Source organism: Streptomyces sp. 3-6 (assembly GCF_056323165.1).
Genome location: NZ_JBWHZP010000009.1, coordinates 104,170 through 119,609 on the forward strand (window position 1 = coordinate 104,170; position 15,440 = coordinate 119,609).

Consider the following 15,440-nt stretch of genomic DNA (forward strand, 5'->3'; position numbering starts at 1 on the left):
GCCCCGCATCCAGGGGCCGGCCGACGCACCCGATCACGCCTTGGTGGTGTCCTCCACCTCTTCCTCCCGCTCCCGTCCCGGGGTCTTGAGGTCGAACCTGGTGATCGCGAAGCGGAAGATCACGTAGTACAGCGCGGCGAAGCACAGGCCGATGGGGATGATCGCCCACGGCCGGGTCGCCAGGTTCCAGTTGATGACGTAGTCGATGAGTCCCGCCGAGAAGCTGAAGCCGTCGTGCACCCCGAGCCCCCAGGTCACCGCCATCGAGGCGCCCGTCAGCAGCGCGTGGATCACGTAGAGCGCCGGGGCGACGAACAGGAAGGAGTACTCGATCGGCTCGGTGATGCCCGTGACGAACGACGTCAGCGCCACCGACAGCATCAGGCCGCCGACCTCCTTGCGCCGCTCCGGGCGCGCGCAGTGCGTGATCGCCAGGGCCGCCGCCGGCAGCGCGAACATCATGATCGGGAAGAAGCCGGACAGGAACTGCCCGGCGTTCGGGTCGCCCGCCAGGAACATGTTGATGTCGCCGTGCACGACCGTCCCGTCCGGTTTGGTGTAGCTGCCGAACTGGAACCAGATGGGCACGTTGAGGAACTGGTGCAGACCCACCACCAGCAGCGCCCGGTTGGCGACGCCGAAGACGCCCGCGCCCCACGCGCCCAGGTCGGTCATCCAGTCGCTGAAGCTCTCCAGCGCGTCGCCGATCGGCGGCCACACCCACAGGCACAGGGCCGCGAACACGATCGCCGCGAACGCCATGATGATCGGCACCAGGCGGCGGCCGTTGAAGAAGCCCAGCCAGTCGACCAGCTTGGTGCGGTGGAAGCGCTGCCAGAAGTACGCCGCCATCAGGCCGATCACGATGCCGCCGAAGACCCCCGGGTTCTGGAAGGTGAACGGCGTCACCGTCGCCGGGTCCTCCGTCACCTGGCAGCCGATGGCCTGCACCGCCGTGGAGCCCTCGGGGCAGTCCTCCGGGAACTGGCGCAGCACGTTGTAGTAGACGAGGAAGCCCGCCACCGCGGCCAGCGCCGTCGAGCCGTCCGACTTCTTCGCCATGCCGATGGCCACGCCCACGCAGAACAGCAGCGGCAGGCCCAGCGATCCGTCCAGCAGCGCGCCACCCGCGCCGGCCATCACCTTGGAGACGTTCGTCCAGCCCAGACCGTCGTCGCCGAAGACGTCGGGCTGTCCGAGCCGGTTGAGGATGCCCGCCGCCGGCAGCACCGCGATCGGCAGCTGCAGACTGCGGCCCATCTTCTGCAGGCCCTGGAAGAACCGGTTCCACCGCTCGCGGAGGGGGCTGACCCCGTTCGCCGCGTTCGCGGGACTGTCGGCACTCATCCGGTCCCCTTCGCTGGACGCTCGTGCGGCGTTCATCCGATCCGGCGGTGCCCGGGCGCGCGCGCCGACGGCCGCGGGTTTGTCGACGGTCCACCGGGTGGTGTAGACCAGTTGGTGACGGTTCCGCTGTCGTGACGCCATCCTTGGGCACCCACGACATGACCGCTCGCAAAGTTGGGCCAACTGTGGGTTACTGCGACAAAGCGGTTCGGATCAGGGAGTGCGAACATGGCCACCAAGGCTGAGAAGATCGTTGCCGGGCTCGGCGGCATCGACAACATCGAGGAAGTCGAAGGCTGCATCACCCGCCTGCGGACCGAGGTCGTCGACCCGGCCAAGGTCGACGAGGCCGCCCTGAAGGCCGCCGGAGCCCACGGCGTCGTCAAGATGGGCACCGCCATCCAGGTCGTCATCGGCACCGACGCCGACCCCATCGCGGCGGAGATCGAAGACCTCATGTGAGACGCGCGGCGCGCGCACCGCGCCGGCGTTCCCACCGACGCGAGGTCCCAGGGGCCCCCTCCCCATGCCGGGCGGGGGCCCCTGGCGCACCTCGGGCACGGGCCGCACCCCACGACGGCTAGGCTCTTGCGCCATGTCACGCATCGACGGCCGCACCCCCGAACAGCTCCGCCCCGTCACCATCGAACGCGGCTGGAGCAAGCACGCCGAAGGCTCCGTCCTCGTCTCCTTCGGCGACACCAAGGTGCTGTGCACCGCCTCCGTCACCGAGGGCGTCCCCCGCTGGCGCAAGGGCAGCGGCGAGGGCTGGGTCACCGCCGAGTACTCCATGCTCCCGCGCGCCACCAACACCCGCGGCGACCGCGAGTCCGTCCGCGGCCGCATCGGCGGACGCACCCACGAGATCAGCCGCCTCATCGGGCGGTCGCTGCGTGCCGTCATCGACTACAAGGCCCTGGGCGAGAACACCGTCGTCCTCGACTGCGACGTCCTCCAGGCCGACGGCGGCACCCGCACCGCCGCCATCACCGGCGCCTACGTCGCCCTCGCCGACGCCGTCGCCTGGGCCCAGGCGAACAAGCTGGTCCGCGCCAACCGCCGCCCCCTCACCGGCACCGTCAGCGCCGTCTCCGTCGGCATCGTCGACGGCACCCCGCTGCTCGACCTCCGCTACGAGGAGGACGTCAAGGCCGACACCGACATGAACGTCGTCTGCACCGGCGACGGCCGCTTCGTCGAGGTGCAGGGCACCGCGGAGGCCGAGCCGTTCGCCCGCGACGAGCTCAACGCGCTCCTCGACCTCGCCGTGGCCGGCTGCGCCACCCTCGCCGACGCCCAGCGCGCCGCGCTCGCCACCGTCCTCGAAAGGTAAAGCGCGCCCCAACTCCGGTGGCCGGCACGGGCAACCGCGCCGGTCACCGCCGCGTCTGAACCGGTAACGGGCGCACGGCCGACTCCGCGCGCCCGCCCAGCCACCGGGCCCAACCGGCCCGCACGAGGGAGGACCCCGCCCATGGCCGCGAGCCGCCGACGCCGCACCGCAGCCGTCGCCGCCACCCTGGCGGCCGTCGCGCTGACCGCCGGACTCACCACCGGCTGCGCCGCCGTCGACAAGGCGCTGGACTGCGTCCGGACCGCCGACGCCATCGCCGACAGCGTGACGGAGATGCAGCAGGCCGTGGACAACGCCTCGAACGACGTCACCCAGCTCGAGGAGTCCCTCACCTCCATCGAGAAGAACCTCGACGAGCTCGCCGACACGACCGACAACGCCGACGTCGGCAAGGCCGTCGACGACCTCGACCGCGCCGTCGGCAACGTCCGCACCGCCGTCGAGAACGGTGACCGGAACCCCGACATCAGCCCGGTGACCGACGCGGCCGGGGAACTCACCAAGGTCTGCACACCGTGACGGGCGGCCCGCGCCGGCCGGGATACTGGACGCCATGACCCGCCTGATCCTCGCCACCCGCAACGCCGGAAAGATCACCGAACTCAGGTCGATCCTGGCCGACGCGGGCCTGCCCCACGAACTCGTCGGCGCCGACGCCCACCCCGAGGTCCCCGACGTCAAGGAGACCGGCGTCACCTTCGCCGAGAACGCCCTCCTCAAGGCGCACGCCCTGGCCCGCGCCACCGGCCTGCCCGCCGTCGCCGACGACTCCGGCCTCTGCGTCGACGTCCTCGGCGGCGCCCCGGGCATCTTCTCCGCCCGCTGGGCCGGCACCCACGGCGACGACCGGGCCAACCTGGACCTGCTCCTCGCCCAGCTCTCCGACATCGCCGACGAGCACCGCGCCGCCCACTTCGCCTGCGCGGCGGCCCTGGCCCTGCCCGACGGCACGGAACGGGTCGTCGAGGGCCGCCTGACCGGCACCCTGCGCCACGCCCCGTCCGGCACCGGCGGCTTCGGCTACGACCCGATCCTCCAGCCGGACGGCGAGAGCCGGACCTGCGCGGAGCTGACGGCCGCCGAGAAGAACGCGATCAGTCACCGCGGCAAGGCCTTCCGCGCGCTCGTGCCGGTGATCCGCGAACTGGTGGGCTGAACGAACCGGTGGGCCGGACACCGGTGACTGAACGGACCGGTGGGCCGGACACCGGTGGGCCGAACGGACCGGTGGACCGGACTCTGGTGCGGCCGGAGGGACTCGAACCCTCACGGGAGTTACCCCACTGGGACCTAAACCCAGCGTGACTGCCAGTTCCACCACGGCCGCTCGATGCTGCCCGGCCATGCTAGCGGCCGGGCAGCGGCATCAGATGCCGAGATCCTTGATGATCTTGGCCACGTGTCCCGTCGCCCGGACGTTGTAGAAGGCGTGCTCGACCTTGCCCTCCTCGTCCACCACGATCGTGGAGCGGATGACGCCCAGGTACGTCCTGCCGTAGTTCTTCTTCTCCCCGAACGCCCCGTACGCCTCCAGGACCTTCTTGTCGGGGTCGGCGAGCAGGGTGACCTTCAGGGACTCCTTCTCGCGGAACGCGGCCAGTTTCTCGGGCTTGTCCGGTGAGATGCCGATCACGTCGTACCCCGCGCCGGCCAGCACGTCGAGGTTGTCGGTGAAGTCGCAGGCCTGCTTGGTGCAGCCCGGGGTGAGGGCGGCGGGGTAGAAGTACACGATGACCTTGCGGCCCCGGTGGTCGGCGAGGGACACCTCGTTGCCGTCGGCGTCGGGCAGGGTGAAGGCGGGGGCCTCGTCCCCGGGCTGGAGGCGTTCACTCATCGGTCTGTCTCCTCGTACGTGCGCGCTGGGTGGATCGGGTGCCGGGATCGAGGGTAACCGGGGGTGCTGACGGTGCGGCCCGGCGCGAAGCTGACAGACTGTCCGGCACAGGCAACAGCGGTATGAGCGGTATCAGCGGTATCAGCGGATCACATCAGCGGATTCACGGATCCAGCGGACTTCGGAGGCGACACGGTGGCGGACACGGCGGACACCAGAACCCCGGCGGAGATCGAGGCGGACATCCGGCGCCGTCGCGCGGTGCTGGCCGAGACCCTGGACGAGATCGGCGTGCGGGTGCACCCGAAGACGATCGTGGACGACGCCAAGGCCCGGGTCGTCTCCCACGTGGACCACACGGTGGGCCGCGCCTACGTCGGGGTGAACGCCGCGCTGAGCGAGGTGAAGGCCCGGTTCGTGGACGAGGACGGGTCCCCCCGTATGGAGCGGGTCGTGCCGGCGGCGGTGCTGCTGGTCGGCGTGGTGGGGCTGCTGGCGTTGGGCTCGCGCCGGCGCCGGAGCTGACCCCGCCCGCGCGCGGGGGCGGAGCGGGCAGGTAGGTTTCAGAGCGTGAGCGCCAACAGTAACGACCACGGCTCCCAGCACGACAAGCTGCCCATCCGGATGCTGCACGACCGCGTGCTCGTCCGGCAGGACACCACTGAGGGCGAGCGGCGTTCCGGGGGCGGCATCCTGATTCCCGCGACCGCCGCGGTGGGCCGGCGGCTGGCCTGGGCCGAGGTGGTGGCCGTCGGGCAGAACGTCCGGACGGTGGAACCCGGCGACCGGGTGCTGTTCGACCCGGAGGACCGCGCCGAGGTGGAGGTGCGGGGCGTGCCCTACGTGCTGATGCGGGAGCGCGACCTGCACGCGGTGGCCGCGGACCGGTTCGAGGGCTCCGAGGACTCGACCGGCCTGTACCTGTAGGCCCGCCGGCTGTGTGCGTGACGGAGGGGGCCGGTGACCGCGGTGGTCACCGGCCCCCTCCGCCGTGTCGGGCCCCCGGGCGCGTGGACCCCGGGGCCACGCGCCGTCCGGGGCGCCGGACTGCGGTCCGGGGGTTCAGCGTCCGCGGCTCGCCGACCCGCCGACCCGCCGGCCCGCCGGTCACTGCCTGCGGCCACCGGTGAGCGTGCCGGAGAGGCCGCCCTGGTCGATGCCGCCGGTGCCGTCGGCGCCGCCGTCCCCGGTGCCGCCCGTGGGGTCACCGGTGGTGCCGCCGGTGCCGGTGCCGTCGGTGGTGCCGCCCTCGGTGGTTCCTCCGTCCGGGGTGCCGGTGCCGCCGTCGGTCTGGCCCTGCGTCTGGCCGTCGGTCTGGCCCTCGGTCTGCCCCGGATCGGTGCCAGGGGTTTCGGTGCCGCTCTCCGGCCCGCCGGGCGTGGGCGAGTGGTCCTCGTCCTCCTCGCCGGCGCCGGGGTCGGCGGGGGTGGCGTCGCTCGGCAGGGGCTGGATCTGGTCGGCGCCCACCTGGAGGTCGAGGTCGAACTCCTGCACCGGCTCGCCCTCCAGGGCCTCCCGGGTGAACTGCGCCCAGATCTCGGCCGGGACACCGCCGCCGTTGACGCGGGGCAGGCCCATGGCGCCGTACAGCTTCTTCTGGGCGCCGGTCTCGGGGTCCTGGCCCATCACGGCGACGACGGTGGCGAGGTCGGGGGTGTAACCGGCGAACCAGGCCGCCTTGTCCTCCTCGGCGGTGCCGGTCTTGCCCGCCGCGGGCCGTCCGGCGTCGAGGGCGGCGGTGCCGGTGCCGTTCTGCACGACGCCGCGCAGCACCGAGGTGGTGGTGTCGGCGGCCTGGCGGCTGACGGCCTGGCGGGTCTGCCGCTTCGGCAGTTCCACCGTCTCCCGGCCGTCCTTCGTCACCTTCTCGATCATGGTGTACGTGCCGTGCCGGCCGTGGTTCGCGAGCGTCGCGTACGCCTCCGCCATGTCCAGCACGCTGGCGGTGGCCACCCCGAGCGCGATCGACGGGCTCGGCGTCAGCGAGGGCGTCTTCGCCGGGATGCCGAGGTCGACGGCGGTCTGCATGACCTTCTCGGAGCCGACGTCCACCGCCATCTGCGCGTACACCGAGTTGACGGACTTGTCGGTGGCCTCGCGCACGGTGACGTCGCCGTAGGAGACGTGGTCCTCGTTCTCGGGGGCGTAGTGCCCGGACCAGCCCTGCACCGGGCGCTTGTTGGTGCCGTCGTACACGGTGTTGGGCGTGATCAGCCGGCCGTCCTGGGTGTTGGACTTGTTCTCCACGGCGGAGGTGAACACGATCGGCTTGAAGATCGAGCCGACCTGGTAGTCCCGGCGGGTGGCGTTCGGGGTGTACTGCTTGACGTAGTCGATGCCGTTGTACATCGCCACGACCTTGCCGGTCCTCGGGTCGACGGAGGCGCCGCCCGCCCGGACGTAGGTGTCGACCTTGCGGTTCTTCTTGTCGAGGCGGTCCATCAGCTTGTCGTTGACGGCGTCGACGAAGGCGTCCTGCTTGTCCTTCTGGAGCGTGGTGGTGATGCGGTAGCCGCCCCGGTCGAGTTCCTCCTCGGCGACGATCCGGTTCTGCACCAGGTGGTCCTTGACGATGCGGACGATGTAGCCGCGCTGTCCGGACATGCCGGTGGACGTGGTGCTCTCCTTCGGCATGGGGAACTCCATGCCGGCCCGCTCGGACTCGCTGAGCCAGCCCTTCTCGACCATGCCGTCCAGGACGTAGTTCCAGCGGGACTCCGCGGCCCGGCGGTTCTCCGGGTGCGCGACGACGTCGTACTGGCTGGGCGCGTTGACCAGCGCGGCCAGGTAGGCGGCGCGGCCGGCGTCGAGGTCCTTGGCGTCCATGCCGTAGTAGGCCTGGGCGGCGGCCTGGATGCCGTAGGCGTTGCGGCCGAAGTAGCTGGTGTTGAGGTAGCCCTCGAGGATCTGGTCCTTGGTCTGCTCCCGGTCCAGCTTGATCGCGATGAAGAACTCCTTCACCTTGCGGGTGACGGTCTGCTCCTGCCGCAGGTAGTAGTTCTTCACGTACTGCTGGGTGATCGTGGAGCCGGACTGCTTGCCCTTGCCGGTGGCGGTGTTCCAGGCGGCCCGGACCATGGCCTTGGGGTCGACGGCGGACTGCGTGTAGAAGTCTCGGTCCTCGGCGGCCAGCACCGCGTGCCGGGCGTCCTTGGAGACGCGGTCGAGCGTGACGTTCTCCCGGTTGACCTCGCCGTCGCGGGCGATGACCGAGCCGTCGGCGTACAGGTAGACGTTGGCCTGCTTCGTGGCGAGGGCGTTGGCGGGCGGGATCTTCACCAGGTGGTAGCCGAGGAAGAAGGCTCCGACCAGCAGCAGGCCGCCGACCAGGCAGGTGCCGAGCACGATCCGCCAGGTGGGGACCAGGCGACGCCAGCCGGTGCGCCTGCGTCCGCCCTCCGCCGTGCCCTGCGGGGCGTCCGCCGCCTGTGGCTCTCTCGGGGGCCGGCCCGGGCCGGGCTGTGGCTGCGGCTCGTCGCTCATGTCGTGCACGGACTCCTGTTTCGCCTCGTTCGTCGCTCTACGCCTGGTGCGCTCCTTCTATTGAAGACTGTCGCATCCGGGGAACAGTTCCGTGCCGACGCGGCGCGTCCGCGTCGGATGCGCCTTCTCACACGCATGGGGCCCGGCCGGGCGGGGAGGGCGGGCGGCGAGGGGAGGGCAGGGCGGCGGCGGAGGCGGGCCGGGGCGGGCGGGGGCGGCCTCCGGCCGCCGGGTGCCGTCGGCGGTGGGCGGGGGCGGCGGGCGGAGGCGGGACCGGGGGCGTTCCCGCCGTCCGTCGTAGCCGACGGACGGCGGGGAATCGTAGGCTGACGGGTATGACCGACGACGCCGCCCCGGACCTCCGTGCCTCCGACCGTGACCGCGAACGGGTCGCCGACATCCTGCGCGAGGCGCTCGCTGAAGGGCGCCTGGACATGGAGGAGTTCGGGGAGCGGCTGGACGCCACCTACCGGGCGCGCACGTACGGCGAACTGGCGCCGATCACCCGTGATCTGCCGGCCGCCGGCGTCAACGCCCCGGCGGTGTCGCTGACCAAGGAACCGGCCCCCTCCGACGACTGGGCCGGGCGGATCGTGGGCGGCGACGACGCCGGCCGGTCGTCGTGGGCGGTCGCGGTGATGTCGGGGTTCCAGCGCAAGGGCCGCTGGACGGCGCCGCGGCAGTTCAACTGCTTCGCGTTCTGGGGCGGCGGGGACATCGACCTGCGGGAGGCGAACTTCGCGGACCGCGAGATCGTGATCAACGCGATCGCGATCATGGGCGGGGTGGACATCACCGTCCCGCCGGGCGTCGAGGTCGTGGTGCGCGGCATCGGCATCATGGGCGGCTTCGACCACCGGGAGGAGGGCGTTCCGGCCGAGCCGGGCGCGCCCCGGGTGATCGTCACCGGCTTCGCCTTCTGGGGCGGGGTCGGGGTGCAGCGCAAGCTGCCCCGTGCGGAGAAGCAGCGGCTGCGCGAGGAACGCCGACGCCAGAAGCTGGAACGCAAGGCGAACCGCCGCGCACTGGACGCCTCCTCGGGCTCCAGGTCCTGGGACGGCGGCCTGCACGGCCTGCACGGCCTGCACGGCTCGGGCGCGGAGGAGCCCTCCGAGCGCCGTGACGGCCGGGGCGGACACGGCGGGCACTGACGGGCGGTCCCGGCCCCGGGCGGCGCGACCGGCGGGCCACCGTTCACCGCTGGACCACCCTCCGCCGTTGGGCCACCCTCCACCGCTGGGCCACCCTCCACCGGCGGGCCCCTCCGCCGGCCGCTGACCCTTCGGCGTGGCCTGTGACCCCGTGACCGGTGACCCTGGGCCCCGGCCCCCCGTCCGCGTCCCGGCCCTCTCGCCGCCCTGGCCACCCCGGCGCTCCCGCAGCGCCTCCCGGCGACCCCGGGGACCCGTCACCGGACGACGGGAACCCGCGCCCGGTCACCGGACAACAGGCGCCCGCGCCCCGTCACAGAACGGGCGGGGCACCCGCGCCCGTCACAACTGCGCCGGGGCGCCGCCGCTCAGCTCGTCGAGGTCGAGGACCTGCGCCATCCGCGTGTAGCCGCGGTCGCTGGGGTGGAGGTGGTCGCCGGAGTCGTAGACCGGGCGCAGGCGGCGCGGGTCGTAGGGGTCGCGCAGCGCCTTGTCGAAGTCGACCACCGCGTCGAAGACCCGCCCGGAGCGGATCTCCGCGTTGATCCGCTGCCGCACCGCCTCCCGCGCCTCGGTGTGACCGGGGTGCCCGCCGAACGGCATGAGGGTGGCGCCGACGACCTTCAGGCCGCGGGCGTGGGCCCGGTCGACGAGGGTGCGCAGGCCGTCGAGGATCTGGTCCGGGTCGCCGGCGCCGGGGTGGCGCAGGATGTCGTTGACGCCGAGGTCGACGACGACGGCCCGTACGTTGGTGCGGCCGAGGACGTCCCGGCCGAAGCGGTTGAGGCCGCTGGGGTTCTCCGGCGGGCGGCCGAGGCCGTCGGTGAGGAGGCGGTTGCCGCTGATGCCCTCGTTGACGACGCTGAGCCGGGGCACGTCCCGCCCCGCGTCCTGGGCGGCGCGCAGCCGGTCGGAGAGGACGTCCGGCCACCGGTTGTTGGCGCCGACGCTTGCGGAGACCCCGTCGGTGAGGGAGTCGCCGAACGCGACGAGGGTGCCGTCCGACTCGCTGCTGAGCACGTCCAGCGCGGTCACGTACCGCCAGTAGCCGGTCCGCGTGGTGTACGGGGCGCCGGTGGTGTCCGCGGTGTGCTGCCCCTCGGCGACGTAGGAGATCTGGCGGGCCCGCGGGTGGTAGGTGACGGGCCCGGACGGGGTGGGGGAGTAGGTGGTGATCAGCACGTCGCCGTCCCGGGGCACGGTGACGCGCACCGCGTCGCTGGTCACCTGGGCGCCCGCCGGGACGACGACGGAGCGGCTGCCGGTGAAGGTGAGCGGGCGCAGGGTGCCGGCGACGGCGGCGGCACGGCCGGGTCCGGCCGCGACGGCGATCGACGCGTGCGTCACGGTGAGCGGGGACTGCCCGTAGAGATTGGACAGCGTGACGCGGGCACTCGTACCGCCGGCGCTGGTGTGGACGACGTTGCGCACCGAGCGGCCCGCCAGGCCGGTGGTCTCGGTGCCGGGCTCGCCGCCGACGGGCGCGGTGGCCCAGGAGGCCACCCAGGTCCCGGTGGAGGCGGGCGCGGCCGGGTTGTGGGGTGCGCGGCCGCCGGCGAGGGTGTCGCGCCGCTCGGTGCCGTCGTCGGCCGCGACGCCCACGTACAGGGCGGCGGAGAGGGCCACGATCGCGGCGAGGACGGCCGCCAGCAGGGCGCGCTGCTTCGCTGGGGGCGTCCCCGAGCCCCCGTCACGTCCCCTGGTCATGCTGTGCTGTTCTCCTCGGGAGGTGGGAGCCCCGAGGCTCCGGTCCGACGAACCCATGATGCGTCACGGGCGGGAGGCGGTGCGCGCCACCCCGCGCGGTCGCCCCCCCGGAACAGACGCCGGGAACTCCTGTTCCGTTCCGGGAGTCGGTCAGGAAGGGACAATGTGTGAGGGATCACCGAACGGGTGGAGTGGATGGAACGGACCGAGGAACCGCAGACGGCGGCGGAGACCGCACCGCGGAGCACAGGGCGCGGCGCCGAGGGGCGGCAGGACCGTCCCGGCGCCGTGTCGAACCGCGCGATGACCGCGTTCAGCCCGGCGGACGAGGAGAAGCGGCGCGGTGTGCGCCGGATGAAGCTCACCGCCACCGGCCTGCTGGTCTTCGTCGCCGTGGTCTACGTGCTCGCCGAGTGGGCCGCGCACCGGGGCGCCGGTGCCTGGGCGGGGTACGTCGCCGCCGCGGCCGAGGCGGGCATGGTCGGCGCGGTCGCCGACTGGTTCGCGGTCACCGCCCTCTTCCGCCACCCGCTGGGCCTGCCCATCCCGCACACGGCGATCATCCCCCGGAAGAAGGACCAGCTCGGCGTCTCCCTCGGGGAGTTCGTCGGGGAGAACTTCCTCTCCGAGGAGGTCGTGCGGGGCCGGCTGCGGGCCGTCGGCATCGGCAGCCGGCTGGGCGCCTGGCTCGCCGTCCCCGAGCACGCCGACCGGGTCACCGCCGAGCTGGCGGCGGCCCTGCGCGGTGCGCTGGCCGTGCTGCGCGACTCCGACGTCCAGGCCGTGGTCGGCGAGGCCATCACCCGCCGCGCCGACGCCCAGGAGATCGCGCCCGGCATGGGCAAGATGCTGGACCGGATCGTGGCCGACGGCGGCCACAAGCGGGCCGTCGACCTGGTGGTGAACCGGGCCCACGACTGGCTGGTGCTGCACGGCGACACGGTGATGGAGGCCGTCCACGTCGGCGCGCCCGGCTGGACCCCGCGGTTCGTGGACCGCAAGGTCGGCGAGCGCGTCTACAAGGAACTGCTGCGCTTCGTCACCGAGATGCGCGACATGCCCGAGCACCCCGCGCGCGGCGCACTGGACCGCTTCCTCACCGACTTCGCCTCCGACCTCCAGTCCGACACCGAGACCCGCGCCCGCGTGGAACGCCTCAAGGGCGAGATCCTCGGCCGCGGCGAGGTCCAGGACCTCATCGCCTCGGCCTGGACCGCCGTACGCGCGATGATCGTCGCGGCGGCCGAGGACGAGCGCAGCGAGCTGCGGCTGCGCGTGCGCGCCTCGCTCCTCTCCCTGGGGTCCCGGATGTCCGCCGACACCACGCTGCAGGGCAAGGTCGACGGCTGGCTGGAGAGCGCCGCGGTCTACGTGGTCACCACCTACCGCAAGGAGATCACCTCCCTGATCACCGACACGGTGGCGAGCTGGGACCCCGAGCACACCACGAAGAAGATCGAGGCGAACATCGGCCGCGACCTGCAGTTCATCCGGATCAACGGCACGGTGGTGGGCTCGCTGGTCGGACTGCTCATCCACACGGTGTCGCGGGCGCTGGGGGCGTAGGGCGCGGCCCCGTGCGGGGCAGCCGTGGGGGAGCGGGCAGGCGGCTCCCGGCGCTGGAGCGGGGTCGCGGGGCGGGGCCCTCCGGGGCAGCGGCGGGGGAGAGGGCAGGCGGCCCTCGGCGCTGGAGCGGGCAGGCCGCTCCCGGCGCTGGAGCCGGGCCGCGGCGGCGCCGTGCGGCCCCGTCCGGGCCGGGGCGGGGGCGTAAAGGGCCGCACCCCGGGCACCTGACGGTGGTTCGCTCCCCGGGGATCCGACGACGGCCCGTCACGGCGTCGAGGACCCGGTCCGGGCGAGTCGTCGAGGAGCCGAGGAGGGGGCCATGACCACCGCGCGGTCCGGGACCGGACGCACCGTCACCACCAGCATTCCCGCCCGCCTGGACCGCCTGCCCTGGTCCCGCTGGCACTGGTCGATCGTCATCGGCCTCGGCACGGTGTGGATCCTCGACGGCTTCGAGGTGACCATCGTCGGCAACATCGCCGCCCGTCTGTCCGAGCCCGGCAGCGGACTGCCCATCACCTCCGGCGAGGTCACCGGCATCTCCGCCGCCCTCTACGTGGCCGGCGCCTGCATCGGAGCCCTGTTCTGGGGCCGCCTCACCGACCTGTGGGGCCGCAAGAAACTCTTCATGATCACCCTGGCGGTCTACCTGGGCGCCACCGCCCTGACCGCCCTGGCCTTCGACACCTGGTGGTTCTTCCTCTTCCGCTTCCTGACCGGCTTCGGCATCGGCGGCGAGTACGCGGCCATCAACTCCGCCATCGACGAGCTGATCCCCGCCCACTACCGGGGCCGCGTCGGCCTGCTCATCAACGGCAGCTACTGGCTCGGCGCGGTCGGCGGCGCCCTGCTGTCGATCGTCGCCCTCGACACGTCGATCTTCCCGGCCGACGTGGGCTGGCGGCTCACCTTCGCCCTCGGCGCGGTCCTCGCCCTGGTGATCCTCCTGGTCCGCCGGCACGTCCCGGAGAGCCCGCGCTGGCTGCTGATCCACGGCCGTGACGACGAGGCCGAACGCATCGTCTCCGAGATCGAACGCCGGGTGGAGCAGGAGCGGGGCGAAACCCTGCCGGAGCCCGAGGGCGAGCTGACCATCCACCAGCGCCGCAGCGTGTCGTTCACGGAGATCGCCCGCACGATCCTCTCCCGGTACCGCAAGCGGGCCACGCTCGGCTTCGCCCTCTTCATCGGCCAGGCGTTCCTCTACAACGCCATCACCTTCGGCTTCGGCGCGATCCTCACCCAGTTCTTCGACGTGGCGAGCGGCCACACCGGCTACTACTTCGCCGTCATCGCGCTCGGCAACTTCCTCGGACCGCTGCTGCTGGGCAAGCTGTTCGACACCGTCGGCCGCCGGGTGATGATCTCCGGCACGTATCTGCTCTCGGGTGTGCTGCTGTTCGGCACGGCCTGGCTGTTCGACCGGGGGTCCCTGGACGCGACGACCATGACGGCCTGCTGGTGCGCGGTGCTGTTCTTCGCCTCGGCGGGCGCCTCCAGCGCCTACCTCACGGTCTCCGAGATCTTCCCGATGGAGACCCGCGCCATGTCCATCGCCTTCTTCTACGCCATCGGCACCGCCGCCGGCGGCATCAGCGGCCCGCTGCTTTTCGCGGAACTCACCAACACCGGCAAGGTCGCCGACACCGTGCTGGCGTTCCAGATCGGCGCGGGCCTGATGTGCGCGGCGGGTCTGGTGGCCGTGTTCCTCGCGGTGAACGCGGAACGCCGTGCGCTGGAGGACATCGCCACACCGCTCACCGCGGCGGAGCCGGCCGGCTCGGGGCCGGGTGGTCCGGGGACGCAGGGTGCGGGGGCGAACAGCGCGGGGTCGGGCGGCCCGGCGTCGGGCGGCCCGGGGCCGGAGGCGCGACGGGCGGCCGGTTGACGCGGGGCGTCCGGGCTTCGGCCCGCTGACGCGGGGCGTCCGGGGGGCGGCCGGTTGACGCGGGGCGGCCTGCGGGCGGCCGGCTGACGTCAGGTGACCGGGGGTCGGGCCGGCTGACGCGGGGCGTCCGGGGTTCGGCCGGCTCAGCCCCGCCGGTCGGCCACCGCCCAGGACGCCAGCGCCACGGCGCCGGCCACCCCGAACACCGACGGCCAGGCACCCACCCTCTTGGCCAGCGGGTGCGACCCGGCGAACGCGGCGACGTAGGCGGCCGTCAGCGCGCCCGCGGCCGGCCCCCCGGCGCGCTGCCGCCACTGCCGGGCGGCGGCCGTCCCCGCGGCGGCGAGGACGACTCCGCCCAGCGGGCGCTGCCGCGTCCAGCGGGCCACCGCGTACCCGCCGACGAGCCCGCTCGCCGCCACCACCGAACTGGGAATCCTCGCCATGCCGCCCTGCCTCCGATGCTCCCCCGAAGGGGTCGCCGTCATGTCCGTCTCACACGTCACGGTCCACTGCGTCCCGAGGGTACCCGTGGACCCGTGGACCGTAGTTGAGTCGGCACTTGTCAAGTTTCCTCCTTCGAGCTATATAAGAAGTACGGGCATCGCACTGACCGGACCCGAGGAGAGGAGTGACCCGTGATGCTCATGCGTACCGACCCCTTCCGTGACCTCGACCGCCTCGCGCAGCAGTTCTTCGGCGAGGGCCCCGCGGGCCGTCCCGCCGCCATGCCGATGGACGCCTACCGCTCCGGGGACGACTTCCTGGTCCACTTCGACCTCCCCGGCGTCGACCCCGAGACGATCGAGCTGGACGTCGAGCGCAACGTCCTGACCGTGCGCGCCGAACGCCGCTCCCCGGCCCCCGAGGGAGCCGAGACGATCGTCGCCGAGCGCCCCAGCGGCACGTTCACCCGTCAGCTCTTCCTGGGCGACACCCTGGACACCGAGCGCATCGACGCGTCCTACGACGCCGGCGTCCTGACCCTGCGCATCCCGGTGGCCGAACAGGCCAAGCCGCGCCGCATCCAGATCAGCGGGGGCGGCGGACGCAAGCAGCTCCGCGGCTGAAGCACCGCTCGAAGCGCCGTTCGTAGTGCCGTTCGTAGTG

The 15,440-nt window shown here is 72.9% G+C and carries 15 protein-coding genes and 1 tRNA gene; 10 read left to right on the forward strand and 6 right to left on the reverse strand.

The window, feature by feature from the left end:
• Positions 1–33: 33 nt before the first annotated feature.
• A complete protein-coding gene (locus tag AC02VZ_RS14260) occupies positions 34–1,347 on the reverse strand; it encodes a PTS transporter subunit EIIC (RefSeq protein WP_432055148.1) in 1,314 nt (437 codons plus the stop codon).
• Positions 1,348–1,575: 228 nt separating this feature from the next.
• Between AC02VZ_RS14260 and AC02VZ_RS14265 the strand changes: the two genes are divergently transcribed.
• The 4 genes from AC02VZ_RS14265 to rdgB all read left to right on the forward strand — a co-directional run bounded on the left by AC02VZ_RS14265 (position 1,576) and on the right by rdgB (position 3,857).
• A complete protein-coding gene (locus AC02VZ_RS14265) occupies positions 1,576–1,809 on the forward strand; it encodes a PTS sugar transporter subunit IIB (RefSeq protein WP_020270294.1) in 234 nt (77 codons plus the stop codon).
• A gap of 133 nt (positions 1,810–1,942) precedes the next feature.
• Positions 1,943–2,680, forward strand: coding sequence for a ribonuclease PH (rph, locus tag AC02VZ_RS14270; protein ID WP_432055149.1), 738 nt, complete (start codon positions 1,943–1,945; stop codon positions 2,678–2,680).
• Positions 2,681–2,821: 141 nt separating this feature from the next.
• A complete protein-coding gene (locus AC02VZ_RS14275) occupies positions 2,822–3,220 on the forward strand; it encodes a hypothetical protein (RefSeq protein ID WP_432055150.1) in 399 nt (132 codons plus the stop codon).
• A 34-nt stretch (positions 3,221–3,254) separates the two neighbouring features.
• Entirely contained in the window at positions 3,255–3,857 is a 603-nt protein-coding gene (rdgB, locus tag AC02VZ_RS14280) for an RdgB/HAM1 family non-canonical purine NTP pyrophosphatase (RefSeq protein WP_432055151.1), read from the forward strand.
• 84 nt (positions 3,858–3,941) lie between these two features.
• Here the strand turns inward: rdgB and AC02VZ_RS14285 are convergent.
• Both AC02VZ_RS14285 and bcp read right to left on the reverse strand, forming a co-directional pair.
• Positions 3,942–4,028, reverse strand: a tRNA-Leu gene (locus AC02VZ_RS14285).
• A 39-nt stretch (positions 4,029–4,067) separates the two neighbouring features.
• Positions 4,068–4,535, reverse strand: a complete 468-nt coding sequence (gene bcp / locus AC02VZ_RS14290) for a thioredoxin-dependent thiol peroxidase (protein ID WP_432055152.1) — start codon at positions 4,533–4,535, stop codon at positions 4,068–4,070.
• A 195-nt stretch (positions 4,536–4,730) separates the two neighbouring features.
• Here bcp and AC02VZ_RS14295 point away from each other — a divergent pair, with 195 nt between their 5' ends.
• Both AC02VZ_RS14295 and AC02VZ_RS14300 read left to right on the forward strand, forming a co-directional pair.
• A complete protein-coding gene (locus tag AC02VZ_RS14295) occupies positions 4,731–5,060 on the forward strand; it encodes a DUF3618 domain-containing protein (protein ID WP_432055153.1) in 330 nt (109 codons plus the stop codon).
• A 99-nt stretch (positions 5,061–5,159) separates the two neighbouring features.
• Positions 5,160–5,462: a GroES family chaperonin gene (locus AC02VZ_RS14300; RefSeq protein ID WP_203591459.1), complete on the forward strand. Its 303-nt coding sequence runs from the start codon at positions 5,160–5,162 to the stop codon at positions 5,460–5,462.
• A 180-nt stretch (positions 5,463–5,642) separates the two neighbouring features.
• Here AC02VZ_RS14300 and AC02VZ_RS14305 read toward each other — a convergent pair whose 3' ends face one another.
• Positions 5,643–8,018, reverse strand: coding sequence for a transglycosylase domain-containing protein (locus AC02VZ_RS14305; RefSeq protein ID WP_476475499.1), 2,376 nt, complete (start codon positions 8,016–8,018; stop codon positions 5,643–5,645).
• A 335-nt stretch (positions 8,019–8,353) separates the two neighbouring features.
• Here AC02VZ_RS14305 and AC02VZ_RS14310 point away from each other — a divergent pair, with 335 nt between their 5' ends.
• A complete protein-coding gene (locus AC02VZ_RS14310) occupies positions 8,354–9,169 on the forward strand; it encodes a DUF1707 SHOCT-like domain-containing protein (RefSeq protein WP_432055155.1) in 816 nt (271 codons plus the stop codon).
• A 342-nt stretch (positions 9,170–9,511) separates the two neighbouring features.
• Here AC02VZ_RS14310 and AC02VZ_RS14315 read toward each other — a convergent pair whose 3' ends face one another.
• Positions 9,512–10,876 (reverse strand): SGNH/GDSL hydrolase family protein, encoded by a 1,365-nt coding sequence (locus tag AC02VZ_RS14315; protein WP_432055156.1) that lies wholly within the window; start codon positions 10,874–10,876, stop codon positions 9,512–9,514.
• Between the two features lie 195 nt (positions 10,877–11,071).
• Here AC02VZ_RS14315 and AC02VZ_RS14320 point away from each other — a divergent pair, with 195 nt between their 5' ends.
• Positions 11,072–12,442, forward strand: coding sequence for a DUF445 domain-containing protein (locus AC02VZ_RS14320; RefSeq protein ID WP_432055157.1), 1,371 nt, complete (start codon positions 11,072–11,074; stop codon positions 12,440–12,442).
• A gap of 319 nt (positions 12,443–12,761) precedes the next feature.
• Positions 12,762–14,330, forward strand: coding sequence for an MFS transporter (locus AC02VZ_RS14325; protein WP_432055158.1), 1,569 nt, complete (start codon positions 12,762–12,764; stop codon positions 14,328–14,330).
• Between the two features lie 143 nt (positions 14,331–14,473).
• Here AC02VZ_RS14325 and AC02VZ_RS14330 read toward each other — a convergent pair whose 3' ends face one another.
• Positions 14,474–14,776, reverse strand: a complete 303-nt coding sequence (locus tag AC02VZ_RS14330; protein ID WP_432055159.1) for a hypothetical protein — start codon at positions 14,774–14,776, stop codon at positions 14,474–14,476.
• 195 nt (positions 14,777–14,971) lie between these two features.
• Here AC02VZ_RS14330 and AC02VZ_RS14335 point away from each other — a divergent pair, with 195 nt between their 5' ends.
• Positions 14,972–15,400: an Hsp20/alpha crystallin family protein gene (locus AC02VZ_RS14335; protein WP_432055193.1), complete on the forward strand. Its 429-nt coding sequence runs from the start codon at positions 14,972–14,974 to the stop codon at positions 15,398–15,400.
• Positions 15,401–15,440 lie beyond the last annotated feature (40 nt).